This window comes from Serratia sp. 1D1416 (assembly GCF_003641105.1).
In the GTDB taxonomy this organism is placed as follows: Bacteria; Pseudomonadota; Gammaproteobacteria; order Enterobacterales; family Enterobacteriaceae; genus Serratia; species Serratia ficaria.
In genome coordinates, this window is record NZ_CP032738.1 from 3263459 (window position 1) to 3288077 (window position 24619).

General features: G+C 61.9%; 25 protein-coding genes. 13 read left to right on the forward strand and 12 right to left on the reverse strand.

Annotation, left to right across the window (positions count from 1 at the left end):
- Positions 1-52: 52 nt before the first annotated feature.
- The 8 genes from rimK (at position 53) to rlmC (ending at position 8053) form a co-directional block, all read left to right on the forward strand.
- Positions 53-955 carry a 30S ribosomal protein S6--L-glutamate ligase gene (gene rimK, locus D7I37_RS15820; protein ID WP_061798147.1) on the forward strand — a complete coding sequence of 301 codons (903 nt, stop codon included), beginning with the start codon at positions 53-55 and terminating at the stop codon, positions 953-955.
- Positions 956-1091: 136 nt separating this feature from the next.
- The gene (locus D7I37_RS15825) at positions 1092-1571 is read left to right on the forward strand and encodes a YbjN domain-containing protein (protein ID WP_061798145.1); all 480 of its coding nucleotides are present in this window, start codon (positions 1092-1094) and stop codon (positions 1569-1571) included.
- A gap of 406 nt (positions 1572-1977) precedes the next feature.
- Complete coding sequence (gene potF, locus D7I37_RS15830) at positions 1978-3087, forward strand: spermidine/putrescine ABC transporter substrate-binding protein PotF (RefSeq protein ID WP_061798143.1); 1110 nt, start codon at positions 1978-1980, stop codon at positions 3085-3087.
- Positions 3088-3227: 140 nt separating this feature from the next.
- A complete protein-coding gene (gene potG, locus D7I37_RS15835; RefSeq protein WP_061798142.1) occupies positions 3228-4361 on the forward strand; it encodes a putrescine ABC transporter ATP-binding subunit PotG in 1134 nt (377 codons plus the stop codon).
- Positions 4362-4391: 30 nt separating this feature from the next.
- Positions 4392-5342 (forward strand): putrescine ABC transporter permease PotH, encoded by a 951-nt coding sequence (gene potH / locus D7I37_RS15840; RefSeq protein WP_061798141.1) that lies wholly within the window; start codon positions 4392-4394, stop codon positions 5340-5342.
- Complete coding sequence (potI, locus tag D7I37_RS15845) at positions 5339-6184, forward strand: putrescine ABC transporter permease PotI (RefSeq protein WP_061798140.1); 846 nt, start codon at positions 5339-5341, stop codon at positions 6182-6184. The genes potH and potI overlap by 4 nt, the downstream gene beginning before the upstream one ends.
- A 103-nt stretch (positions 6185-6287) precedes the next feature.
- Positions 6288-6767: a YbjO family protein gene (locus D7I37_RS15850; protein ID WP_061798138.1), complete on the forward strand. Its 480-nt coding sequence runs from the start codon at positions 6288-6290 to the stop codon at positions 6765-6767.
- Positions 6768-6925: 158 nt separating this feature from the next.
- Positions 6926-8053, forward strand: a complete 1128-nt coding sequence (gene rlmC / locus D7I37_RS15855) for a 23S rRNA (uracil(747)-C(5))-methyltransferase RlmC (protein WP_095096727.1) — start codon at positions 6926-6928, stop codon at positions 8051-8053.
- A gap of 43 nt (positions 8054-8096) precedes the next feature.
- Here rlmC and artJ (D7I37_RS15860) read toward each other — a convergent pair whose 3' ends face one another.
- The 6 genes from artJ (D7I37_RS15860) to D7I37_RS15885 all read right to left on the reverse strand — a co-directional run bounded on the left by artJ (D7I37_RS15860) (position 8097) and on the right by D7I37_RS15885 (position 12733).
- Positions 8097-8831: an arginine ABC transporter substrate-binding protein gene (gene artJ, locus D7I37_RS15860; protein ID WP_129543981.1), complete on the reverse strand. Its 735-nt coding sequence runs from the start codon at positions 8829-8831 to the stop codon at positions 8097-8099.
- 204 nt (positions 8832-9035) lie between these two features.
- Positions 9036-9704 (reverse strand): arginine ABC transporter permease ArtM, encoded by a 669-nt coding sequence (gene artM, locus D7I37_RS15865; RefSeq protein WP_061798134.1) that lies wholly within the window; start codon positions 9702-9704, stop codon positions 9036-9038.
- On the reverse strand, positions 9704-10420 hold the full coding sequence (gene artQ / locus D7I37_RS15870) for an arginine ABC transporter permease ArtQ (protein WP_129543982.1): 717 nt from the start codon (positions 10418-10420) through the stop codon (positions 9704-9706). Before artQ ends, artM begins: the two co-directional genes overlap by 1 nt.
- 9 nt (positions 10421-10429) lie before the next feature.
- A complete protein-coding gene (artJ, locus tag D7I37_RS15875) occupies positions 10430-11161 on the reverse strand; it encodes an arginine ABC transporter substrate-binding protein (protein WP_129543983.1) in 732 nt (243 codons plus the stop codon).
- A 33-nt stretch (positions 11162-11194) separates the two neighbouring features.
- On the reverse strand, positions 11195-11923 hold the full coding sequence (gene artP / locus D7I37_RS15880) for an arginine ABC transporter ATP-binding protein ArtP (RefSeq protein ID WP_129544776.1): 729 nt from the start codon (positions 11921-11923) through the stop codon (positions 11195-11197).
- Positions 11924-12184: 261 nt separating this feature from the next.
- Positions 12185-12733: a lipoprotein gene (locus tag D7I37_RS15885; RefSeq protein WP_061798125.1), complete on the reverse strand. Its 549-nt coding sequence runs from the start codon at positions 12731-12733 to the stop codon at positions 12185-12187.
- A 159-nt stretch (positions 12734-12892) separates the two neighbouring features.
- Here D7I37_RS15885 and D7I37_RS15890 point away from each other — a divergent pair, with 159 nt between their 5' ends.
- Positions 12893-13216 (forward strand): heavy metal-binding domain-containing protein, encoded by a 324-nt coding sequence (locus D7I37_RS15890; RefSeq protein WP_061798123.1) that lies wholly within the window; start codon positions 12893-12895, stop codon positions 13214-13216.
- Between the two features lie 122 nt (positions 13217-13338).
- A complete protein-coding gene (locus D7I37_RS15895) occupies positions 13339-14175 on the forward strand; it encodes an N-acetylmuramoyl-L-alanine amidase (RefSeq protein ID WP_095096737.1) in 837 nt (278 codons plus the stop codon).
- Here D7I37_RS15895 and D7I37_RS15900 read toward each other — a convergent pair whose 3' ends face one another.
- Together D7I37_RS15900 and D7I37_RS15905 are read right to left on the reverse strand one after the other, a co-directional pair.
- Positions 14176-15186, reverse strand: a complete 1011-nt coding sequence (locus D7I37_RS15900) for an NAD(P)-dependent oxidoreductase (RefSeq protein ID WP_061798119.1) — start codon at positions 15184-15186, stop codon at positions 14176-14178.
- Between the two features lie 157 nt (positions 15187-15343).
- The gene (locus tag D7I37_RS15905; RefSeq protein WP_129543984.1) at positions 15344-16783 is read right to left on the reverse strand and encodes a DUF2867 domain-containing protein; all 1440 of its coding nucleotides are present in this window, start codon (positions 16781-16783) and stop codon (positions 15344-15346) included.
- Between the two features lie 157 nt (positions 16784-16940).
- Here D7I37_RS15905 and D7I37_RS15910 point away from each other — a divergent pair, with 157 nt between their 5' ends.
- Positions 16941-17288 (forward strand): DUF1294 domain-containing protein, encoded by a 348-nt coding sequence (locus D7I37_RS15910; protein WP_061798115.1) that lies wholly within the window; start codon positions 16941-16943, stop codon positions 17286-17288.
- A 1-nt stretch (position 17289) separates the two neighbouring features.
- Here D7I37_RS15910 and D7I37_RS15915 read toward each other — a convergent pair whose 3' ends face one another.
- Positions 17290-18117 carry a MurR/RpiR family transcriptional regulator gene (locus D7I37_RS15915; RefSeq protein WP_095096743.1) on the reverse strand — a complete coding sequence of 276 codons (828 nt, stop codon included), beginning with the start codon at positions 18115-18117 and terminating at the stop codon, positions 17290-17292.
- A 167-nt stretch (positions 18118-18284) separates the two neighbouring features.
- Here D7I37_RS15915 and D7I37_RS15920 point away from each other — a divergent pair, with 167 nt between their 5' ends.
- Together D7I37_RS15920 and D7I37_RS15925 are read left to right on the forward strand one after the other, a co-directional pair.
- Positions 18285-19841 carry a PTS transporter subunit EIIC gene (locus D7I37_RS15920; protein ID WP_129543985.1) on the forward strand — a complete coding sequence of 519 codons (1557 nt, stop codon included), beginning with the start codon at positions 18285-18287 and terminating at the stop codon, positions 19839-19841.
- Complete coding sequence (locus D7I37_RS15925; RefSeq protein WP_061798110.1) at positions 19838-20533, forward strand: N-acetylmannosamine-6-phosphate 2-epimerase; 696 nt, start codon at positions 19838-19840, stop codon at positions 20531-20533. The genes D7I37_RS15920 and D7I37_RS15925 overlap by 4 nt, the downstream gene beginning before the upstream one ends.
- Positions 20534-20567: 34 nt before the next feature.
- Here D7I37_RS15925 and ltaE read toward each other — a convergent pair whose 3' ends face one another.
- The 3 genes from ltaE to hcr all read right to left on the reverse strand — a co-directional run bounded on the left by ltaE (position 20568) and on the right by hcr (position 24603).
- Positions 20568-21584, reverse strand: a complete 1017-nt coding sequence (ltaE, locus tag D7I37_RS15930) for a low-specificity L-threonine aldolase (protein WP_061798108.1) — start codon at positions 21582-21584, stop codon at positions 20568-20570.
- Between the two features lie 102 nt (positions 21585-21686).
- Positions 21687-23408, reverse strand: coding sequence for a ubiquinone-dependent pyruvate dehydrogenase (gene poxB, locus D7I37_RS15935; protein ID WP_061798106.1), 1722 nt, complete (start codon positions 23406-23408; stop codon positions 21687-21689).
- Between the two features lie 193 nt (positions 23409-23601).
- On the reverse strand, positions 23602-24603 hold the full coding sequence (gene hcr / locus D7I37_RS15940; protein ID WP_095096752.1) for an NADH oxidoreductase: 1002 nt from the start codon (positions 24601-24603) through the stop codon (positions 23602-23604).
- Positions 24604-24619: the final 16 nt, after the last annotated feature.

The following is a 24619-nucleotide window of genomic DNA, read 5'->3' on the forward strand; positions in this document are numbered from 1 at the left end:
CCGCGGCCGTTAACCCGCCTGCCCGGCAGGCGTCGGCTTTTTGGGGTGACGAGTGAAAATTGCCATTCTTTCGCGCGACGGAACGCTGTACTCATGCAAGCGGCTGCGGGAAGCGGCGGAGGATCGCGGGCACAGCATCGATGTCATCGATCCGCTTTCCTGCTATATGAACATCAACCCGGCGGCGCCGACCATCCACTATCGCGGCCGCCAGCTGGACCGTTACGACGCGGTGATCCCGCGCATCGGCTCCGCCATCACCTTTTACGGCACCGCGGTGCTGCGTCAGTTCGAGCTGCTCGGCAGCTATCCGCTGAACGAATCGGTCTCCATCACCCGGGCGCGCGACAAGCTGCGTTCGCTGCAGCTGCTGGCGCGGCAGGGCATCGATCTGCCGATCACCGGCTTCGCCCATTCGCCGGACGACACCGGCGACCTGATTGAGCTGGTCGGCGGTGCGCCGCTGGTGGTCAAGCTGGTGGAGGGCACCCAGGGCATCGGCGTGGTGCTGGCGGAAACCCGCCAGGCGGCGGAGAGCGTGATCGACGCCTTTCGCGGCCTGAACGCGCACATTCTGGTGCAGGAATACATCCGCGAGGCGCAGGGCAGCGACGTGCGCTGCCTGGTGGTGGGCGGCCGGGTGGTGGCGGCCATCGAGCGCCAGGCCAAGGCCGGGGAGTTTCGTTCCAACCTGCACCGCGGCGGCACCGCCCGCAAGGTGAGCATCACCGCCCGGGAGCGGGCGATCGCGGCGAAAGCGGCCGCCACGCTGGGGCTGGACATCGCCGGGGTCGACATCCTGCGCGCGGCGCGCGGCCCGCTGGTGATGGAGGTCAACGCCTCGCCGGGGCTGGAGGGGGTGGAAACCACTACCGGGCTGGATATCGCCGGCATGATGATCGAATACATCGAGCAGCGGGCGCGGCCGGGATTCAGGTTGAAGTCGGGCGGATAAGCCGCCCGGCGGCGCGACTTTTTCTCGCCGATAATTATCCTTTTAGTGAATTAAGCCGTATTGATCGTGGCGCATCGGGTGAATATTCCGTAAGCTATGCGCCTTTTCGCGTTTTGAATATTGTGAGGCTGGTTATATGGATTCACTCATTGTCCCTGATTTGGCGCTGTTGCGGCGCTGGCTGGATCAATCGGGCATTTCTTTCTTTGAGTGCGATTCTTGTCAGGCGCTGCACCTGCCGCACATGCAAAATTTCGACGGCGTGTTCGACGCCAAGATTGACCTGGTGGACAACGTGATCCTGTTCTCGGCGCTGGCCGAGGTGAAACCGACCGCGCTGATCCCGCTGGTGGCCGATCTGAGCCAGATCAACGCCAGCTCGCTGACCATCAAGGCGTTTGTCGACATTCAGGACGACAACCTGCCGAAGCTGATCGTCTGCCAGTCGCTGAGCATCGCCGTTGGCGTGACGCTGGAGCAGTTCGTTCACTTCATGCAGCAGGGCGAAGAGCAGATCTCGATGGTGATCCTCGAGGCGCGGGCGAACGATCTGCTGTTTATGGGTGACGAAGAAGAGAACCCCGCTGGCGCCGAGCGTCAGCCAATGCTGCACTGATCCCCGCTGTACATGATGCATGCCGCTGCGCCGGCGGCATGCCGCCGTTATTCCCCTCCGCAATAATATATTCTGCACTTTGCCCTCTGTTGCCAGATATTTCTCGTCTTTTGCGCCGTTAATGGCGTATCACATAGAGAAAACTGCATAAAAAATCGATAAAAGGCGTTTTTTACCCTGGAGGCTGGCGGGTTTCGGCCGCAGCGGTTATGCTGCTGATTCTGCTAAGGGCTTGCGATTCCCCTTGTGACCACGCGGGCTGGGCAGCTGAAAAAGGCGTATGCAATCAACTGCATAGCCATTCAATCCGCGGTTGCAACGATTGCGCTCAATCAGGAAAGGTTTTGTATCATTTCGGATACAAGTTCAATTCTATGATTCACCCCTGTTTTGGAGGAAGTTACGGATGGTCACCCAACGTAAAAAGTGGTTATCGGGTGTTGTTGCCGGCCTGCTGATGGCCGCGTCCGTCACAGCGTCAGCCGAGGAAAAAACGCTGCACGTCTATAACTGGTCCGACTATATCGCGCCGGACACCTTAGCCAAATTCCAGAAAGAAACCGGCATTAAAGTGGTGTACGACGTCTTTGACTCCAACGAAGTGCTGGAAGGCAAACTGATGGCGGGCAGTACCGGTTATGATCTGGTGGTGCCTTCATCCAACTTCCTCGAGCGCCAGTCCAGGGCGGGCATCTTCGAACCGCTCGACAAGAGCAAAATGCCGAACTACAAAAACCTCGATCCGGAAATGCTGCAGCTGGTGGCGCACAACGACAAGGACAACAAGTACGGCATCCCTTACCTGATGGTGACCACCGGCATCGGCTACAACGTCGACAAGGTGAAGGCGGCGCTGGGCAAAGACGCGCCGGTCGACAGCTGGGATCTGATCCTCAAGCCGGAAAATCTCGAAAAGCTGAAGAGCTGCGGCGTTTCGTTCCTCGACGCGCCCAGCGAGGTTTACGCCACCGTGCTGCATTATCTCGGCAAAGATCCCAACAGCACCAACGCGGCGGATTACACCGGCGCGGCCAACGATCTGCTGCTGAAGCTGCGGCCGAACATCCGTTACTTCCATTCTTCCCAGTACATCAACGATCTGGCGAACGGCGACATCTGCGTGGCGATCGGCTGGTCCGGCGACGTGATGCAGGCGGCCAACCGCGCCAAAGAGGCGAAGAACGGCGTGAACGTGGCCTATGCGATCCCGAAAGAAGGGGCGTTGACCTACTTTGACATGTTCGCCATGCCGGCGGACGCCAAAAACAAAGACGCCGCTTACCAGTTCCTGAACTTCCTGATGAAGCCGGACGTGATGGCGGGCATCAGCAACTACGTGTATTACGCCAACGCGGTGAAGGATTCTACGCCGCTGGTGAATGCCGAAGTGCGCAACAACCCGAACGTCTATCCGCCGGCCGATCTGCGCGCCAAGCTGTTCACGCTCAACGTGCAGTCGCCGAAGCTGGACCGTGTGATTACCCGCGCCTGGACTAAAGTTAAAAGCGGAAGGTAATGCGCAGGGGCCCGGCGCGCCGGGCCCGCTTATCGCTGTCGATTTGACCGGCAGGCGGGCGCTCCCCGCCTGCATTGCCATTTTGGGCCATGGCAATCGCCGTGGTTTTTTGTACTGCTTTACGCCGGAGAGCACCCCGATTGAACGACGCCATCCCTCGTCCTCAAGCCAAGTCGCAGAAGGTTTTCACCCCTCTGCTGGAAATCCGTAACCTCACTAAAACCTTCGATGGCCAGAACGCGGTCGAAGACGTCAGCCTGACGATTTACAAGGGCGAGATCTTCGCGCTGCTGGGGCCGTCCGGCTGCGGCAAGTCGACGCTGTTGCGCATGCTGGCCGGCTTCGAGCAGCCGACGGAGGGCCAGATCGTGCTCGACGGGCAGGACATGTCGCATGTGCCGCCCTATCAGCGGCCGATCAACATGATGTTCCAGTCCTACGCGCTGTTCCCGCACATGACGGTGGAGCAAAACATCGCCTTCGGCCTGAAGCAGGACAAAATGCCGCGGGCGGAAATCGCCGCCCGGGTGGCCGAAATGCTGGCGCTGGTGCACATGCAGGAGTACGCCAAACGCAAGCCGCACCAGCTGTCCGGCGGCCAGCGGCAGCGGGTGGCGCTGGCGCGCAGCCTGGCCAAGCGGCCCAAGCTGCTGCTGCTGGACGAACCGATGGGCGCGTTGGATAAAAAGCTGCGCGACCGCATGCAGCTGGAGGTCACCGACATTCTGGAGCGCGTCGGCGTGACCTGCGTGATGGTGACCCACGATCAGGAAGAGGCGATGACCATGGCGGGGCGCATCGCCATCATGAACCGCGGCAAGTTCGTGCAGATCGGTGAGCCGGAAGAGATCTACGAACACCCGAACAGCCGCTTCAGCGCCGAGTTCATCGGCTCGGTCAACGTGTTTGACTGCGTGCTGCAGGCGCGCCACGACGATGCGCTGATCCTGCAAAGCCCTGGCCTGCGCCATGCGATCAAGGTCGATCCCGACGCCTCGGTGGTGGACGGCGTGCCGATCCAGGTGGCGCTGCGGCCGGAAAAAATCATGTTGTGTGAGGATGTGCCGGCGGACGGCTGCAACTTCGCGGTGGGCGAGGTGGCGCATATCGCCTACCTGGGCGACCTGTCCATCTACCACGTGAAGCTGCACAGCGGGCAGATCATCAGCGCCCAGCTGCAAAACGGCCATCGTTTCCGCAAGGGCATGCCGACCTGGGGCGACGAAGTGCGTCTGTGCTGGGAAACCGACAGCTGCGTTGTGTTGACGGTGTAGTTGAGAGGCTGAGGAGCAACCCGAATGACAATGCTTTCCGAACGCACGCCGCCGGCCAAAACGCCCGGCGCGCTCAAGGCGCTGTTCCATCGCCTGCAGATGGCCCACGGCCGCAAGCTGGTGATCGCGCTGCCCTACCTGTGGCTGATGCTGTTGTTTATGCTGCCGTTCCTGATCGTGTTCAAGATCAGCCTGGCGGAGCTGGCGCTGGCGGTGCCGCCTTATACCGACCTGATGAGCTGGGCCGACGGCAAGTTGGACATCGCGCTCAACTTCGCCAACTACCTGCAGTTGACCGACGATCCGCTGTATATCGACGCTTACCTGCAGTCGCTGCGCGTGGCGGCGGTGTCGACGCTGTGCTGCCTGATCATCGGCTATCCGCTGGCCTGGGCGGTGGCGCACAGCAAGGCCTCGACCCGCAATATTCTGCTGCTGCTGGTGATCCTGCCGTCCTGGACCTCGTTCCTGATCCGCGTGTACGCCTGGATGGGGATCCTGAAAAACAACGGCATCCTGAACAACTTTTTATTGTGGCTGGGGGTTATCGATCAGCCGCTGGTGATCCTGCATACCAACCTGGCGGTGTATATCGGCATCGTTTACTCCTACCTGCCGTTTATGGTGCTGCCGATTTACACCGCGCTGATCCGGTTGGATTACTCGCTGGTGGAGGCGTCGCTGGATCTGGGCGCCCGGCCGCTGAAAACCTTCTTCAGCGTGATCGTGCCGCTGACGCGCGGCGGCATCATCGCCGGTTCGATGCTGGTGTTTATTCCGGCGGTGGGCGAATTCGTGATCCCGGAACTGCTGGGCGGGCCGGACAGCATCATGATCGGCCGCGTGCTGTGGCAGGAATTCTTTAACAACCGCGACTGGCCGGTGGCCTCGGCGGTCGCCACCATCATGCTGCTGTTGCTGATCGTGCCGATCCTGTGGTTCCACAAGCACCAGAACAAGGAAATGGGGGGGCAGGGATGAACAACTTGCCGGTAGTGCGCTCGCCGTGGCGCATCGCGATTCTGGTGATGGGCTTCACCTTCCTGTATGCGCCAATGCTGATGCTGGTGATTTATTCGTTCAACAGCTCCAAGCTGGTGACGGTGTGGGCCGGCTGGTCCACCCGCTGGTATACCGAACTGTTCCACGATTCGGCGATGATCGGTGCGGTTGGCCTCAGCCTGACCATCGCCGCCGCTTCGGCTACCGCCGCGGTGGTGCTCGGCGCCATTGCCGCCGTGGTGATGGTGCGTTTCGGCCGTTTCCGCGGCTCGACCGGCTTCGCCTTTATGCTGACCGCGCCGCTGGTCATGCCGGACGTCATTACCGGCCTGTCGCTGCTGCTGCTGTTCGTGGCGATGGGCCACGCCTTCGGCTGGCCGGCGGAGCGCGGCATGTTCACCATCTGGCTGGCGCACGTCACCTTCTGTACCGCTTACGTGGCGGTGGTGATCGCTTCGCGCCTGCGCGAAGTGGACCGCTCGATCGAAGAGGCGGCGATGGATCTGGGGGCGACGCCGCTGAAAGTGTTCTTTGTCATCACCTTGCCGATGATCGCGCCGGCGCTGATCTCCGGCTGGATGCTGGCGTTTACGCTGTCGCTGGACGACCTGGTGATCGCCAGCTTCGTCTCCGGCCCGGGGGCGACCACGCTGCCGATGCTGGTCTTCTCCAGCGTGCGCATGGGAGTGAACCCGGAAATCAACGCCCTGGCCAGTCTGATCCTGCTGGTGGTGGGCCTGCTCGGTCTGATCGCCTGGTGGTTTATGGCGCGCTCGGAAAAGCAACGATCGCGTGAATTACAAAGAGCCGCCCGTAGCTGATCGGCAACAAACCTGCTATTTTTGAAATCATTGGTATTGCAACTAGTTAGCTGATTTTATATGTGCCATCTGAATTGGTGGCGCTTTGTTGCGGAACACGGATATGTCAGACATGCTGAAAAGCAGGCAGGGAATGGGATCGACTTCGGATGCGCCGGTGCCGGTGATGGTGGCCGGTACGGCTATGGTGGCTATCAAATGCGTCAGCGTGCTGTTGCTGCTGGGGGAACTGGGCGTCGACGGCGCGCAGGAATTCGTCAGCACCAGCGCTCAGGCCTGGGATTCCACCTTTATTTTCCTGGCCGGTTTGCTGCTGCTGTGCCTGCAAATCAGCTGCGGCTTCGCGGTGATGCGCGGCCGCAACTGGGGGCGTTGGGGCTACGTTGCCTGCCAGTGCGTGGTGGTGGGCTATCTGTTGCTGGCCACCATCGGCAGCGTGCTGCCGGAGGTGTTCACCGTGGAAGGGGAAACCAGCAGCCAGATCCTGCACGTGCTGATCCTGCAAAAGATCCCCGACGTGGTCATCCTGGCGCTGTTATTCGTTCCCGCCGCCAGCCGCCGATTCTTCGCCGCGCGCCACTGAGGCTTATATCGCCGCCGCGCCGTCGGCGGCGCTCGCTCATCCCGGCCACTCGCCCGCGCAAGCTCATCCGTTGGCAAGGTGAAAGCTATAGGGTATAGCGGCGCAGGGTGCTAGAATCTGCGCCCTTAATTCTTCATCCTGAACTCAGAGTATTCTTCATGCATTGCGCTTTGTATACGGCGGGCACCTGCCGTTCCTGTCAGTGGCTGGACAAGCCGTACCCGCAGCAACTGACTGACAAACAGCAACATCTGCAATCGCTGCTGGCCGAGCGCGACGTCGCGCAATGGCGGGCGCCGGTGGCGGGGGAGCAAAGCGCGTTTCGCAATAAAGCCAAGATGGTGGTCAGCGGCAGCGTTGAACGCCCGCTGCTCGGTATGCTGCACCGCGACGGCACGCCGGCCGATCTCAGCGCCTGCCCGCTGTATCCCGCCAGCTTCGCGCCGATGTTTGCGGCGCTGAAAAGCTTTATCGCCCGCGCCGGCCTGACGCCCTATAACGTGGCGCGCAAACGCGGCGAGCTGAAATACCTGCTGTTGACCGAAAGCACCCATGGCGGCGGCGTGATGCTGCGTTTCGTGCTGCGTTCGGAAACCAAGCTGGCGCAGCTGCGCGCCGCGCTGCCGTGGCTGCAGCAGCAATTGCCGCAGCTCCGGGTGATCTCCGCCAATATTCAGCCGGTGCACATGGCCATCATGGAAGGGGAGCGCGAGATCGCGCTGACCGACCGGCAGGCGCTGGAGGAACGGTTTAATCAGGTGCCGCTGTATATCCGCCCGCAGAGCTTCTTCCAGACCAACCCGCAGGTGGCCGCCAGCCTGTACGCTACCGCCCGTGATTGGGTGCGGGCGCTGGGCATCGACAGCATGTGGGATCTGTTCTGCGGCGTCGGCGGTTTTGGCCTGCACTGCGCGCAGCCGCAAACCCGCCTTACCGGCATCGAAATCAGCGCCGAGGCGATTGCCTGCGCGCGCCAGTCGGCGCAGCGGCTGGGCCTGCGGCAGGTCGATTTTCAGGCGCTGGACTCGACGCGTTTCGCCACCGCCGAAGGCCATGTGCCGCAGCTGGTGCTGGTCAATCCGCCGCGCCGCGGCATCGGCCAGGCGCTGTGCGATTATCTGAATCGGATGGCGCCGGGCTACATCCTGTATTCCAGCTGCAACGCCGAGAGCATGGCGAAAGACATCGCAATGCTGCCGGATTACCGCATCGAGCGGGTACAGCTGTTCGACATGTTCCCGCATACCGCGCACTATGAAGTGCTGACGCTGCTGGTGCGAAACTGAGTGAAATAAGGCCCGCTTGAACGGGCCTGATGATTTGCGAGACTTACTGCGGGAACCACTTGTCGTTGATGGCTTTGTAGGTGCCGTCGGCCTTGATGTCGTCCAGCGCGGCGTTCAGCCTGGCCAGCAACGCCTGGTTGTCCGGGCGCACCGCGATGCCCAGGCCGGTGCCGAAGTACTGGGCGTCGGTGACGTGTTCGCCGACCGGCGCCAGGCCGGGGTTGCTCTTCAGCCACTCATTCACCACCGCGGTATCGCCGAACACGCCGTCGATACGGCCGTTTTTCAGCTCCAGAATGGCGTTCTGGTAGCTGTCGTAGGAAACGGTGTTAATTTCCGGATGCTTGTCCTGCATGTATTTCTGGTGGGTAGTGCCGTTTTCCATGCCGACTTTTTTGCCCTTCAGGTCCGCCAGCGAACTGAACTTGCCTTTCTGAGCGATGACGATCGCCGAGTTGGCGTAATACGGCTGGGTGAAGGAAACCTGCTTGCTGCGCTCCGGCGTGATGTCCATACCCGAGATCACCGCATCGTATTTTTTGAATTTCAGCGCGGCGATCAGGCTGTCGAACGCCTGATTGGTGAAGGTGCACTCTGCCTTCATCTGTTTGCACAGCGCATTGGCCAAGTCGATATCAAAGCCGACGATCTGGTTGCCGGCGTCCAGCGATTCGAACGGCGGATAGGTGGCGGAAGAGGCGAAGCGAATGGTGTCGGCGGCGCCGGCGTTAAAGGCGATCCCCGCCAATACCGTCGCGGCCAGCAGTAATTTTTTCATGCGTAGTGCTCCTGTCTGAATTCAGAATGTCGTTATCTCGCCATCGCTTGATTTTACTGATAATAACCAGAGGGTTTTCGCGAATGTGCCGGAAGATAACCATGCCATCGAGTGAATTGATATGCAATGTAAATGATTAAAAATTGCGGTCGAGCATAAAAAAGCCCCGTGCTGAGACGGGGCTTCGACAGGCGCGTTTGGCCGTCAGTTGCGGCGTTCGAACGCCAGCGCGCGGCGCTCGACCAGCCGCATCAGCAGCGTCAGCAGGCCGTTGACGCACAGGTACACCAGGCCGGCGGCGCCAAACACCATCACGTCGTAGGTGCGGCCGTACATCAGCTGGCTGTAACCCATTACCTCCATCAGCGTAATGGTGTAGGCCAGCGAGGTGCTTTTGAACACCAGCACCACTTCGTTGGAATAGGACGACAGCGCGCGTTTGAAGGCGAACGGCAGCAGGATGCGCAGCGTCTGGCGGCGGGACATGCCCAGCGCCTCGCAGGACTGCCATTGCCCGGCGGGGATCGCCCGCACCGCGCCATAGAACAGCTGGGTGGTGTAAGCCGCGCTGTTCAGCGCCAGTGCGATCATCGCGCACAGCCACGGCTGCGACAGCAGGTTCCACAGCCACGGATAGTCGCGGATCGCCGGGAACTGGCCGGGGCCGTAGTAGATCAGGAAGATCTGCACCAGCAGCGGCGTGCCGGTAAACAGCGTGATGTAGATTTTCACCAGCGGCGTCAGGATCGGCGTTTTCAGCGTCAGGATCACCGTCAGCAGCAGCGACAGCACCAGCGCCACGATCAGCGCGGTCACGGTCAGCGTCAGGCTGGTATGCAGCCCTTTGATGATTTCCGGCAAGTATTCAAGCATCAGGCCGGCCCTCGTTCAAAGCGCGTGGTACGCAGCTCGATGCGTTTGATGACGTACTGGCTGAGCAGGGTGACCAGCAGGTAGATCGCCGCGGCAATCACGTACCAGGTAAAAGGTTCCTGGGTGCGGGTGGCGATGCTCTTGGTCTGCAGCATCAGGTCGTTCACGCTGATCAACGACACCAGCGCGGTGTCTTTCAACAACACCAGCCACTGGTTGCCGAGGCCGGGCAGCGCATGGCGCCACATCTGCGGCATGATCAGGCGGAAGAAGATCGCCGCCTTGCCCATCCCCAGCGCCTGGCCGGATTCCCACTGCCCCTGCGGCACCGCTTTCAGCGCGCCGCGCAGCGTTTGCGAGGCGTAGGCGGAGTAGAGCAGGGCCAGGGCTATCACGCCGCACAGGAACGGGCTGACTTCGAAGTTATCGATCGCCAGCTGGATCGGCAGCTGGAACAGGCCCAGATTGAGGGTAAAGCCGTCCGACAGCATCAGCAGCAGCTGCGACGAACCGAAATAGATAAACAGCACCACCAGAATTTCCGGCAGGCCGCGCAGCAGGGTCACCCAGGCGGTGCCCAGCCAGCTAACCAGTTTCCAGTGGGATGATTCCCATACGGCGAACAGCATCGCCAGGATCAACCCGAGGATCAGGGCGCAAACGGCAAGGCCGACGGTCATGCCGGCGGCGCTTGCGAGAGGTTGAAATTCATTCATCGGGGCGTATTACTGCTGGAACCATTTTTTGTAGATGGTCTCATAGGTCCCATCCTGCTTGATCTTGTCCAGAGCGGCGTTGAATTTGCCCTGCAGCTCGGTATTTTTCTGACGCACCGCAATGCCCAGGCCGGTGCCGAAGTAGTCTTTATCGGTAACCTTGTCGCCCACCGTCGCCAGCGCGGCATTTTGTTTCAGCCATTCGTTGACCACCGCGGTGTCGCCGAATACCGCATCCACGCGGCCGTTTTTCAGATCCAGAATGGCGTTCTGGTAGCTGTCATAAGGCACGGTGGTGATTTCCGGGTGCTTGTCGGTCAGGTATTTTTGATGAGTGGTGCCGTTCTGCACGCCCACTTTCTTGCCTTTCAGCGCCGCCACGTCGGCCACTTTGCCTTTCTGGGCGACAAACAGCGCCGAATTGTCATAGTACGGCTTGGTGAACAATACCTGTTTTTCACGCTCTGGCGTGATGTCCATGCCGGCCATCACCGCATCGAAGCGCTTGAACTTCAGGCTGGGGATCAGGCTGTCGAACGCCTGGTTGGTGAAGGTGCACTCGGCCTGCATTTCTTTGCACAGCGCGTTGGCCAAATCGACGTCAAACCCCTGGATCTTGTTGCCGGCGTCAATAAATTCAAACGGAGGATAGGAGGCTTCGGTAGCGAAACGGATAGTTTCGGCTGCGGAGGCGGAAACGCTGATGCCAGCCAGAACGGCGGCGATTATTAGTTTTTTCATCGCAAACTCCCCAAATTACAGCAAGTTAAATTTTTAGTGTGATAAGTAATTGGCAAACTCGGTGGTCCGCGGCTGGGTGAAGTGGCTGCTGTCGCCCTGTTCCACCACGCGGCCGTTTTCCATATACACCACGCGGCTGGCGGTTTTGCGCGCCACTTCCACTTCGTGGGTCACGATCACCTGGGTGATGCCGGTGCCGGCCAGTTCGCGAATGATGCTGACGATCTGAGCGGTGATTTCCGGATCCAGCGCCGCCGTCGGTTCGTCAAACAGCAGCACCTGCGGTTCCATCATCAGCGCACGGGCGATCGCCACGCGCTGCTGCTGGCCGCCGGACAGGTGCAGCGGGAAACGGTCGGCGAAGTCGGTGAGGCGCAAACGCTTCAGCAGCTTGTCGGCGCGCTCCATCGCCTGGGCCTTGGTCAGGCCCAGCACGCGGCAGGGGGCCTCGATCAGGTTTTGCACCACGGTGAGGTGGGGCCACAGGTTATATTGCTGGAACACCATGCCGACGTTCTGGCGCAGTTCGCGGATGGATTTTTCACCCGGCGCCTGCTTGAAGTCGAACCGGTTGCCGGCGATCTGCAGCTGGCCCGAACGCGGCATTTCCAGCAGGTTCAGCACCCGCAGCAATGAGCTTTTCCCGGCGCCGCTTGGACCGAGCAGCACCAGGGTTTCCCCCGCTGGGCAATCCAGCGTGATGTCAAACAGCGCCTGATGCGCGCCGTAATAGCAGTTGATACCGTTAAGTTGAATACTCATGCGCCAGAATTGAATAGACATTGATGCCGCGAATGTTAACTTCCACAGAATACTTATGCAATCTTTGTGCGTTAAAATTTATGACTGTGCGGCGGGACAGTAAAAGAATAGCACAAGATACCGCGACTCAGAGCGGAAGGGGGATTTGTGGCGCAGGCTGTGAGATGCGTAGCGAAATTTCTCAAACAGAGCAAACTTTGAGCGCAATCAAGGCGTTTGACGAAAACCGGCGCCAGAGCGGCGCCGGTATGCGCAGTGGAATTACTGGTTTTCCAGCACCTGGCGCAGGCTGCCGCTGGCGGCGTGCGGCGGCACGTTCAGGTAACGGACGTCGTCCACCACCCAGCAGGTGCCTTCGCGCACCATCAAGACTTCATCCTGCCAGTTGACCGCGCTGCCGCCGTCTTTCTGGTAGCTCAGCGCCACCCGCAGAGGGATGTTTTTCGCATCGGTATTGGGAATGGTAGAAGCGCTGGCGACGGATGCGCTGGTCGGCCCCTGGGCATTGCCGGAGAACAGGTCGCCGGTCACCTGATGTTTAGCCGGATTCTGGCCGGCGCTGACCAGATCCTGATACAGCACCTGGCTCAGGTAAGGCTGCAGCTGCGCCAGGCGGTTGCTGTCCGGCAGGCTGGTGGCGGAACCCTGCTGAATGCGCAGGTCATAGAACTTCTGTGCGACCGCATCCGGGCCGCCTTCCACACAGCTGCCGCTGCGGGTGCCAATATCCTTGAATGCCGGCTCTACGGTGGTGCAGGCACTCAGCAACAGCGCTAAAGGAAAAACAGCCGCAATAGTTTTTGTTTTCATCTTATTACCTTATGTGAAAGTCTCTACCATGAAGACCGATAGCTTACAGTATAAATGCGTTTTTTGGCCTTGCATTCGTACTGCGTGCCATTGTTGCACCGAACATAATGCCAAATTGCTGGTCATAGATGTGTTGAATTAATCAAACAAGGACCCCTGATGCAGCTTTCAACCACCCCGACCCTGGAAGGGTTTACCATTACCGAATACTGCGGCGTTGTCACCGGCGAAGCGATCCTCGGCGCCAATATTTTTCGCGATTTCTTCGCCGGCGTGCGCGACATAGTCGGCGGCCGTTCCGGCGCCTATGAGAAAGAGCTGCGCAAGGCGCGCCTGATCGCCTTCAAGGAGTTGGAAGAGCAGGCGAAGGAGCTGGGCGCCAACGCGGTGGTCGGCATCGATATCGACTACGAAACCGTCGGTAAAGACGGCAGCATGCTGATGGTGACCGTCAGCGGCACCGCGGTGAAAGTCAGCCGCTAATCCCGCCCAAAACGCCCCGGCCCGCGCCGGGGCGTTTTGTTTTGTGCCGCCGTCGATGGCGTCCGCGACGATTATTGATTAACGTTAGCGCTATGTCGGGCCGTCAAACCACAGGGGGATAAGTGAAAATTTGGCCAGGGATATTCGCCGCCGCGCTGCTGGCGGGATGCCAACATCCTCAGCAGGGCACCACCGTCGACCGCGGCAATTACCGGTTGGAAACCCTGCATCAGGCGCAGGGCGCCGATCGGCGCATTCGCTTTCTGGTGATGCACTATACCGCGGAAGATTTCCATTCTTCGCTGAAGACGCTGACCGACGAACACGTCAGCGCGCACTATCTGTTGCCGGCGCACCCGCAGCTTGAGCACGGCAAGCCGACGGCCTTTCAACTGGTGCCGGAGGAGATGCGCGCCTGGCACGCCGGGGCCAGCGGCTGGCGCGGCCGCAGCAACCTGAACGACACCTCGATAGGCATCGAGATAGTCAACCGCGGGTTCACCCGCAGCATGCTGTACACCCGTTGGCAGCCCTATACGGCGGAGCAAATTGCGCTGCTGATCCCGCTGAGCCGCGACATTATCAACCGTTACGGCATTCAGCCGCAGGACGTGGTGGGGCACAGCGATATCGCGCCGCAGCGCAAGCAGGATCCCGGCCCTTTGTTCCCCTGGCACGCCCTGGCCGAGGCCGGCGTCGGCGCCTGGCCGAACGAACGCGACGTGCAGCGCCTGCTGGCCGGGCGCGACCGGCAGGCGCCGGTGCCGATGGCGCCGCTGCTCGCCAGGCTGGCGCGCTACGGTTATGCGATAGATCCGACATGGAACGCCCGCCAGCAGCGCAACGTGCTGGCGGCGTTTCAAATGCATTTCCGGCCCGGCGATTTTCGCGGCGAGCCGGATGCGGAGAGTGAGGCGATCGTGGATGCGCTGTTGCTGAAGTATGGCGCGGCGCGCTGATTACAGGCCGTGCAGCTTGCCGTGTTCTTTCAGCCAGCGGGCGGTGCGGGCGATGCCTTCATCCAGCGAAACGATGGGGTGATAGCCCAGTTCCTGCCGAGCGCGGGTGGTGTCGAGCGTCAGATCGAAATTGAGCTTGGCGACGCCGTAGTGGGTCAGCACCGGCTCCTTTTCGCTTTTGCTGCCCAGCCGTTCCATGCCGCGCGCCATCATGTCGAGCATCGGGTAAGGCACTGAACGTATGCGGCACTTCATGCCCAGATCGTCGATCAGCCGCTGCACCACGCTGCGTAGCTGGCGCGGCTCCTGGTTGGTGATGTTATAGGCGCGGCCGGACGGCGTGTCTTCTTTTTGCGTCGCCAGCCACATGGCGTGCACCGCATTTTCCAGATAGGTCATGTCGACCAGCGCCGCGCCGCCGCGCGGCAGCAGCAGGTTGCCGTAGCTTTTGATCATCTGCAGCAGCCGCGGCAGCATCACCTTGTCGTGCGGTCCGAACAGCCCCTGCGGGCGCAGGATGGTGAAGTGGGTCTGCGGGTTGGACAGCGCCAGCTGTTGGATCACCTGCTCGCCGGCCGCCTTGCTGCGCGCAAACTCATTGGCGTAGCGCGCCGGGCGAAAATCCTCGTTGACGTTGCGGTGATGGTGGTAGTCGAAGTAAATCGCCGGTGAAGAGATGTGGATAAACTGCGCGACGCCGTAGGCGGCCGCCCATTCGCCCAGGCGACGCGTAGCGCGCACGTTGGCCAGCTCGAAAGCCTCTTCGGTGCCCCACGGCGAGGTAAAGCTGGAACAGTGCCACAGCACGTCGACATCCGTCAGCATCGCTTTGGCCTGAGAAGAGATCAGGTTGGTGAGGTCGGCATGAATGAACTCCGCGCCCATTTTTTCCAGCAGGCTGCCCATCGCCCGGTTGCGGCCGGTGGCGCGCACTTTTATGCCCTGGCGGCGGAGATATTCAACGGCGTTACGGCCTAACCCACTGGTTGCACCGGTGACCAATACCTTCATAACGGACTCTATTCTCACCAAAAATTAGAATGCCGGGGGCCGTTGGCGACGCCCCAGCAAATAAGATGCCATTCTTCCGTGATTTCGTGCGCTATGCAATCGGAAAGGGACTAACCACAGCGGCAAACTGTGCGGTTGATCGACAAATGACCGGCGGTTACGGCTGATGGCGATCCTGCCGCTCCGCCAGCCGGGCGATGCGTTTCGCCATGCCGCGGAAAATGAACAGGTGCGCCGGCATCATGGCGAACCAGTACAGCAAGCCGCTGAAGCCGGCCGGATGCCACCAGGCGCGGACGTCCAGGCTGCGGCGGTCGCCGTGATCCTTGATGGTGAAGCTCAGACGCCCCAGCCCCGGGGCCTTCATGCCGAACAGCAGCGCCAGTTGGCGTTGGGGAACGAGTGTGATCACCTGCCAGCCGTCGACCCGATCGCCCAGCGCCAGCGCATCGCGCGCCGGGCGGCCGTAGACCACGCCGTTGCCGATCATGTCGTCCATGCGGGCGCGGATTTTCCACAGGATGTTGGCGTAAAAATAGCCTTCCTCGCCGCCCAGCCGTTGCACCACCTGCCACAGCGCCTCGCTGGAGGCCTGAGTTTCCAGCGTGCAGCCGGCCTGTTTGGGGTAGTAGCCGTAGCCGGGCCGCCAACGGGCGCGCGCCGCCGGATCGTAACCCCAGTCGGCCGAGTCGACCACCTCGCGTTCGCGTTGCAGCGTCGCGGCCACCGCCTGATCGAAGGTCTGCAGCCGCTGCGGGATCAGCGTCTGCAGCGGCTGGCCGTCGGCGGGCAGATCGTGTTTCAGCCCCTGGATCAGCGCGCGGGCGATGGAGGTGGGCACCGAAGTGATCAGGCTGATGAACCACACCGAGATCAGGCGCGTCGGCAGCGGGAGCGGGATCAGCCAGCGCCGTTTGCCGCTGATGGCGATGAAGCGTTCGAACATCGTCTGGTAGCTGATGTATTCCGGCCCGGCGACGTCGAAAATGCGGTTCTCCTGCGCCGGGTGTTCCAGCAAATCGGCCAGATAAACCAGCAGATTCGCCAGCGCCACCGGCGAGGATTTGGACCGCACCCAGCGCGGCGGCGTCAGCACCGGCAGGTTATAGACCATATCGCGCATCACTTCGAACGCCGCCGAGCCGGGCCCGATGACGATGCCGGCGCGCAGTTCGGTCACCGGAACGCCGCTCTGGCGCAAAATTTCGCCGGTCAGCCTGCGCGCCACCAGGTGCGGCGAGCTGTCGTCGGCCGGCTGCAGCGCGCCGAGAAACACCACCAGCCTGACGCCGGCGCCGCGCAGCGCATCGCGCAGGTTTTCCGCCGCCTGGCGCTCTTTCTCGACAAAGTCATCGCCGTCGCCCATCGCGTGCACCAGATAGTAAAGCGTATCGATGTCCCACAGCGCCGCGCTCAGGGTTTCCGGCCGGTAAAGGTCGGCGTACAGGCAGCGGACCTGCGGCCAGTTCTGCTCCTGCAGCCAGTCGATACGCCGCGCGGCGGCGGTGATTTGATGCCCTTGCGCGATCAAATGGGGGATCAGGTTTTGGCCGATATAGCCGCTGGCTCCGAGAACCAGCACGCGTTGAGGTGTCATCAGCGCCGCCTTATGCGGTGAAAGTCAGTATGGGCATCGCCACAGGATGCCAAATCGACGATTTAAATGCACTGTTTGTATGGATATATCTCGGTTGCATCACAGGTGACGCAAGGTCACACTACGCGCCCTTTTTATCGTTCGAAAACCGGATGCCATGAAACTCAATGTGTTTTGTTACGCTCTGCTGGGCCTGGCGTTGGTCGCCAGCCTGTTTTTCCTGCATCCGGTCTGGATGTGGCTGCTGTTGATCAACCTGTTGACCCTGATGATTTACGCCGGGGATAAACTGGCGGCGCGCAAGGGGTGGCGGCGGGTACCCGAGGCCACGCTGTTGCTGTTCGGCGTGCTGGGCGGCTGGTTGGGCGCGCTGGCGGCGCAGCAGTTGTTTCGCCATAAAACCCGGAAACAGCCGTTCAAGACCTGGTTTATCCTCAGCGTGGCGCTCAATCTGGCGGCGACGCTGGGGCTGTGGTACTGGATGTATGGCCGCTGGATAGTCTGATTCACAACAACAGCGGCAGGGTGGCGCTTGCGGTGTCCTGCACCGCCTGCACATAGGCGGGATCGCGCAGGATCAGCTCGGCCACCATCAGCTCCACCAGCAGCATCGCGCCGACCTTGGCGGGCAGGGCGCCGGCGTTCAGCGGGCCTTCCGGCTTGGCCGCCACCAACAGGACATCGGCCAATTTGGCCAGCGGACTGCGCTGCGTATTGCTGAGAGCGATGATGCGCGCGCCGCGCTGTTTGGCCAACGCGACCGCGTGCAGCACGTCTTTGGTCGAGCCTGAACTGGAGATGACGATCAGCAGGTCGTGCGCTCCCAGGGCGGCGGCGTTCATCGCCGCCAGGTGCATATCGCTGAACAGCTGCGCCGGTTTGCCGAGACGCAGCAGCTTGTAGTGCAGGAAGTCGCCGATGATGGCGCTGGCGGCCACGCCGTAAATTTGCGCCGACGCGCACTGATGCAGGCTTTCCGCCGCCAGCTGCAGCGCCCGGCGGTCCAACAGCGCGCCGGTGTCCCGCAGCGCCTGCACGCTGTCTTCCAGCACTGTTTCGCCGGCGCTGTGGCGAGCCGCCGTTTCCGGCTGGTTCTGTTGCAGGCTCAGCGCCAGCGCCATTTTAAACTCGGTATAACCTTTGCAGCCCAGATGGCGGCACAGCCGGGTGACGCTGGCTTCGCTGGTGCCGCTCTCGCGGGCCAGTTCGGTGATGGTAAAGTAAACGGCTCTGGAGGGCGCTTCGAGGACATAGCCGCCGAGTTTTTGCAGCGTCGGGCTATAACCCGTCAGATCCTGCCGCAGCCGCAATAACAAGTTTCCAGTATTCATCACGTTACCTTTCTGATTGTCTCCTTGCCTATTGTGGCGGAAAGTCGCCGCCGCCCGCCAGCTAAATCCGCTTATTGTGAAGCCGATCATCGTTGTGAATAAAATTTTCAACATCTGACTTTTATTATGGTAAAAATTTTTATCACAATAAATGATGGTGAGGATAATTTATGTCAACGTCCGGGGAAATTCAGTCCGGCGGCTGGTTTGAAAAGGCCCAGCTGTTCGGCAAGTCCTTCATGCTGCCGATCGCCGTGCTGCCGGCTGCGGGGTTGTTGCTGGGGATCGGCGGCGCGCTGTCCAACCCCAACACCGTCGAAGCCTATCCGTTCCTCGACGTCGGCTGGCTGCAGGGCACATTTACCGTGATGGCCAGCGCCGGCGCCACGGTATTCGCCAATCTGGCGGTGCTGTTTGCGGTCGGCGTGGCGGTGGGGTTGGCCAAAAGCGATAAAGGCACCGCGGGCCTGGCGTCGCTGATCGCCTATCTGGTGATGAACGCCACCATCAATGCGCTGCTGAAAATCAACGGCTCGCTGGCGACGGAAAATCCCGGCGCGGTGGGGCAAGGGACCCTCCTCGGCATACAGACATTGGAAACCGGGGTGTTCGGCGGGGTGATTATCGGCCTGGCGACCTGGTATCTGCACGCTCGTTACAACAAGATGGCGCTGCCGCAGTTTTTGGGTTTTTTCGGCGGCTCGCGCTTCGTGCCGATCGTCTGCTCGCTGGCGGCGATGGCGATCGGCGCCCTGATGACCGTGATCTGGCCGCACTTTCAACGGCTGATTTTCAGCATGGGTGGGCTGGTGGACGCCAGCGGCTATCTCGGCACCTTCATCTACGGCTTTGTGCTGCGGATGCTCGGGCCGTTTGGCCTGCATCATATTTTTTATCTGCCGTTCTGGACCACCGCACTCGGCGGCAGCGAAATGGTCAACGGCCAATTGGTCGAAGGCGCGCAGCGCATTTTCTTCGCTCAGCTGGCCGATCCGCATACGCAGCAGTTCACGATCGGCACGGCGCGTTTTATGTCCGGCCGCTTTATCACCATGATGTTCGGCCTGATCGGCGCCTGTCTGGCGATGTACCGCACTGCGCGTCCGGAGAACCGCAAACGCGTCGGCGGCCTGCTGTTGTCGGCGGCGCTGACCTCGTTCCTCACCGGCATCACCGAACCGATCGAGTTCTCGTTTCTGTTTATTGCGCCGGCGCTGTACGTGGTGCATGCGTTGTTCGACGGTTTGGCGTTCATGATCGCCCACCTGCTGCATATCACCATCGGCCAGACGTTTTCCGGCGGATTTATCGATTTCATGCTGTTTGGCGTACTGCAGGGAGAAGCCAAAACTCACTGGATGTATGTGCCGCTGGTGGGCGTGCCCTGGTTCTTGTTGTACTACTTCAGCTTTCGTTTCCTGATTGTGCGTTTCAATTTCAACACGCCGGGGCGCGGGGCCGATGCGCCGGCGGGCGTCGCGGCGGAGGGTACGCCGCGTTCGCAGCGGGTGCTGGCCGCGCTGGGCGGCAAGGAGAATATCGTCGAGCTGGACTGCTGCGCCACCCGGCTGCGGGTAACGGTGAAACAGAGCCGGCTGTTGGACGAAAGCGGGCTGCAGGCCAGCGGCGCGCGGGCGGTAATCGTGCGCGGCAACGGCGTTCAGGTGATTTACGGCCCGCACGTCACCATCATTAAAAACGAGGTTGAGGAGTTGTTGGATTTATGACGCTTTCCATTTTGCAGCACATTGAGGGCCGGCTGGTGGTCTCCTGCCAGGCATTGGACGATGAACCGCTGCACAGCGATTTTATTATGTCGCGCATGGCGGTGGCCGCCGAGCAAGGCGGGGCGGCGGCGATCCGCGCCAACGGCGTCGATGACGTTAAAGCCATCCTGGGCGCGGTGGCGCTGCCGGTGATCGGCATCATCAAACGCGACTATGCGGACAGTGAGGTTTACATCACCCCGACCCTGCGGGAGATTGATGAGTTGATGACGGTGGCGCCGCAGATGATCGCGCTGGACGCCACCGGGCATCGGCGGCCGGGCGCGCTGCCGTTGGCGCAGCTGGTTGCTGCGGTGCGCGCCAGATACCCCGGCCTGCTGCTGATGGCCGATATCGCCACCTGCCAAGAGGCGGTCGATGCCGCGCGGCTCGGCTTCGACTGCGTGGGCACCACGCTGCACGGCTATACCGCCGAAACGCGGGGCGAGCGGCTGGCGCGGGACGATTTTCACTTTTTGCGTCAGGTGCTGGCGGCGGTCAGCCTGCCGGTGATCGCCGAGGGGAATGTAGAGACGCCGGAAATGGCGGCGCGCTGCCTGGCGCTGGGGGCGCATGCGGTGGTGGTGGGCGGTGCCATCACCCGTCCACAGCAGATCACCCGGCGCTTTGTGGCCGCCATCGGCAACGCTTAGCCCCGCGCCGGCGGAGCCAGCGCGGGGAGCATGCTCAGGCATGCTGTTGCAGGAACGTCCGCCACAGACTGACCACCTTCTGCAGATCCTGTCGGTTGACGTCGAGATGGGTCAGGATGCGCGTCAGCGGGCCGCTGCTGATCAGCACCCCGCGCTCGCGCATCCACGGGCCCAGCCTGGCCGCCAGTTCGGCAGGTTGGCGCAGGTACAGCACGTTGGTCTGGGCGCCCGGTTCGGCGATCTCCACGCCGAGGCTTTGCAACTGCTGTTCCAGCCATTTGGCGTTGTCGTGATCGTCCCGCAGGCGGGCGACGTTGTGTTCCAGCGCATACAGACCGGCCGCCGCCAGAATGCCCGCCTGGCGCAGGCCGCCGCCGGTCATTTTGCGCCAGCGCAGCGCGCGCTGAATGAACGCCTCGCTGCCGCACAGCAGGGAGCCGACCGGCGCGCCCAGCCCTTTCGACAGGCAGATAGTGAAGGTATCGCAATACTGCACAATCTCTTTCAGCGGCACATCCAGCGCCACCGCGGCGTTGAAGATGCGCGCGCCGTCGATATGCAGCGCCAGGCCGTGCTCGCGGGTGAATCGCCAGGCCTGCTGCAGATACGCCTGCGGCAACACGCGGCCGCCGAGGGTGTTTTCCAGGCTCAGCAGCCGGGTGCGGGCGAAGTGAATGTCGTCGGGTTTGATGGCGGCGGCCAGCTTGGCCAGCGGCAGCGTACCGTCGGCATCGGCCTCGATCGGCTGCGGCTGGATGCTGCCCAATACCGCGGCGCCGCCGGCTTCGTACTTGTAGTTGTGCGCCTGCTGGCCGACCAGATATTCATCGCCGCGCTGGCAGTGGCTGAGCAGCGCCACCAGGTTGGCTTGGGTGCCGCTGGGCAGGAACAGCGCGGCTTCCTTGCCCGACAGGCGGACCGCCTCCGCCTGCAATGCGTTGACCGTCGGGTCATCGCCGTAGACGTCGTCGCCGACTTCGGCGCGGGCCATCGCCTCGCGCATGGCGGCGCTGGGGCGGGTCACGGTGTCGCTGCGTAAATCGATAAGCATACAATTCCTTTATCCCCTTTATCTTTCAAGCCGCAGCGTTGTTGGCTGCAACGTGAAATCTATTGGGGATAGTTATAAGTGATGGGAAAGAGGATACGATTATTAACGCAGCCAGTTGGTTTTCGCCAGCTCGACCACTTCGTCGCCGCGGCCGTTGATGATGGCGCGCAACATGTACAGGCTGAACCCCTTGGCCTGCTCGAACTTGATCTGCGGCGGCATCGCCAGCTCCTGTTTGGCGGTGACCACGTCCAGCAGCGCCGGGCCGGGGTGCGCCAGCATTTCCTGCAGCGCGCCGTCCAGATCCGAGGCCTTTTCCACGCGGATGCCCTTGATGCCGGCGGCGTTGGCGATCGCCGCGAAGTCCGGGTTGTGCAGATCGGTGCCGTCGGTCAGGTAGCCGCCGGCCTTCATCTCCATCGCCACAAAGCCCAGCACGCTGTTGTTGAATATCACGATCTTCACCGGCAGCTTCAGCTGAACCAGCGACAGAAAGTCCCCCATCAGCATGGTGAAACCGCCGTCGCCGCACAGGGCTATCACCTGTTTGCCCGGTTCGGTGGCCTGCGCGCCGATCGCCTGCGGCATGGCGTTGGCCATCGAGCCGTGGTTGAACGAACCGAGCAACCGGCGCTTGCCGTTCATTTTCAGGTAGCGGGCGGCCCACACCGTCGGCGTGCCGACGTCGCAGGTGAACACCGCGTCGTCGCTGGCGTAGTGGCTGAGCTGCTGCGCCAGGTACTGCGGGTGGATCGGCTGATCGTCATTGGCGGTCGCCAGCCCGTCGAGATCCTGGCGCGCGTTGCGGTAGTGCTCCAGCGCCTTGTCGAGGAACGCCCGGTCGCTTTTCGCTTCGAGCTGCGGCAGCAGGGCGGACAGGGTGGTGTGGATATCGCCCACCAGCGCCATATTCACCGGGCAGTGCGCGCCGATGCTGCCGGGATTGATGTCGATTTGAATGATGTTGGCGTTGGTCGGGTAAAAGGCGCGGTAGGGGAACTGGGTGCCGAGCAGCACCAGGGTGTCGGCGTTCATCATCGCATGGTAGCCGGAAGAGAAGCCGATCAGGCCGGTCATGCCGACGCTGTAAGGGTTATCCCATTCGATGTGCTCCTTGCCGCGCAGCGCATGCACCACCGGCGCCTGCAGCAGCTCGGCCAGCTTGACCACCTGGTCGTGCGCCCCGGCGCAGCCGCTGCCGCACATCAGGGTGATGTTCTTCGCCTTGTTCAGCGTTTCCGCCAGTTGGTTGAGTTCGCTCATCGGCGGTTGCACCAGCGGCAGCGCCGGGGTGTGCCACACCATGGCGGCGTCTTCCGGCGCCATGCGCAGCGCCACGTCGCCCGGCAGCACGATCACCGAGACGCCGCGATTGAGGATCGCCTTGCGCATGGCTATCTCCAGCACCCGCGGCAGCTGTTCCGGGTTGGAGACCAGCTCGCAGTAGTGGCTGCATTCGCGGAACAGTTCCTGCGGATGGGTTTCCTGGAAATAGCCGCTGCCGATTTCGCTGGAGGGGATATGCGCGGCGATCGCCAGCACCGGCACATGGTTGCGGTGGCAGTCGAACAGGCCGTTGATCAGGTGCAGGTTGCCGGGGCCGCAGGATCCGGCGCAAACCGCCAGCCGGCCGGTAAGCTGGGCTTCGGCGCCGGCGGCGAAGGCGGCGACTTCTTCATGGCGGGTGCCCAGCCATTCGATGGTGCCCATGCGGTGCAGGCTGTCGCTGAGGCCGTTGAGCGAATCGCCGGTGACGCCCCAGATGCGTTTCACGCCGGCCTGTTCCAGAGTTTTGGCGACCAGTGTGGCTACGGTTTGCTTCATAGTTCCCCCAAGCACGGTAAAGATCCCCTGCATCTTTCACGCCGCCTCGGCTGCGGCTTGAAATCTATTGGGCATCGTTTTGAGTATTTGCTGATGAAATCATTGATACGCATGGAACAGAGGAAGTGTAGAAGCGAGTTGAAAACTACGCTTGCCGATAAATGCCCCATCGGGCCGATGGGGCGGCCGGGCGTCAGGCCAGGGTGACGTCGCCCTGCAGTTGGCAGCTGCAGGCCAGCACGTAACCCTGGGCTATCTCTTCCGCCGTCAGCGTCATGCTGCTGGTGGTGGTGTAGTCGCCGTCGAGGATGCGGGTTTTGCATGAGCCGCACACCCCGGCGCGGCAGGCGGCGTTGACCGGCAGCGCGTTGGCTTCCATCGCCGCCAGCAGGGTGCTGCCGACCGGCACGCGAAACTCGCGCAGCGGGCGAGCGGCGCGCAGCGTTAGCCCATCGCCGGCTTGGGCCGCGGCCTCCGGCGTATGGAACTGTTCCTTATGGAAACGGTCGGCGGGTACGCCGAGTTGCCGGCACAGCCGCTGCGCCAGATCCATATAGGGCGCCGGGCCGCAGGCCATCACCCGGCGATCGGCGACGTCCGGCGCCACCTGGCGCAGCGCCCGCTCATCGAGACGGCCGCTGAGGCTGCCCGGCAGAGGATCCCGTTCGGCCATCAGCGTTAACCTCAGCTGCGGGTGCGCGGCGCACAGGGCGTGCCATTGGTCGGCGAAAATCATATCGGCCGGGGTGCGCACGTTGAAAATGACGGCGATGTCGCAGGACGGGCGGTTGGCCACCAGCCAGCGGCACATCGATATGATCGGCGTTACGCCGCAGCCGGCGGCCAGCATCAGGTAGCTATCGGCCGGATAGCGCTGGCAGCTGAAATCGCCCTGCGCGTCGGACAGCCACAGGGTGTTGCCGGGCTGCACCTCCTGCGTCAGCCAGCGCGAACCGACGCCGTTCGGCAGGCGGCGCACGCTGACGCTGAGGAAGCGGCTCTGGCCGGGAGACGACGACAGCGTATAGGCGCGCAGCGTTTCTTCGCTGTTGCGGATACCGATCAGCGCGAATTGGCCGGGCTGGTAGGGATAAAAGACGTCGCAGATCAGGTTCAGCGTCCAGACGTCGGCGGTTTCCCGCTGAATGGAGTGCACCTGCACGCGGTTGGGGCACAGCGGGCTGGGTTGGGTCATCAGACACCTCAAAAGC